Consider the following 303-nt stretch of genomic DNA (forward strand, 5'->3'; position numbering starts at 1 on the left):
CTCGAGATGAGATTTCCCCTGAAAAGATAAGACCCCTTGAAGAAAACGAGGTAGATAGGCTCAAGGTGTAAGAGCAGCAATGTTTTAAGCTAAAGAGTACTAATAGGTCGAAGACTTGACCAAGAAAGAAGAGAAGATTTGTAGTTAAATGGTATCCGGTAACGAAAGTAAGAGGGAAACACCTGTAACCATACCGAACACAGAAGTTAAGGCTCAATACGCCGATGGTACTTGGCTGGCGACGGCCCGGGAGAGTAGGTATTGCCGGTTTGAATAAAGGTCTATGAATGAATATGTAAATAT

General features: G+C 42.2%; 2 rRNA genes. Both read left to right on the plus strand.

The features are described 5' to 3' along the window. Window positions 1-123: ribosomal RNA gene (locus EII23_RS12765) — 23S ribosomal RNA — on the plus strand; the annotation flags it as partial. 31 nt (window positions 124-154) lie between these two features. After that, a 5S ribosomal RNA gene (gene rrf / locus EII23_RS12770) occupies window positions 155-270 on the plus strand. Window positions 271-303 lie beyond the last annotated feature (33 nt).

It is taken from the genome of Desulfovibrio sp. OH1186_COT-070 (assembly GCF_003860215.1).
Taxonomy (GTDB): Bacteria; Desulfobacterota; Desulfovibrionia; order Desulfovibrionales; family Desulfovibrionaceae; genus Desulfovibrio.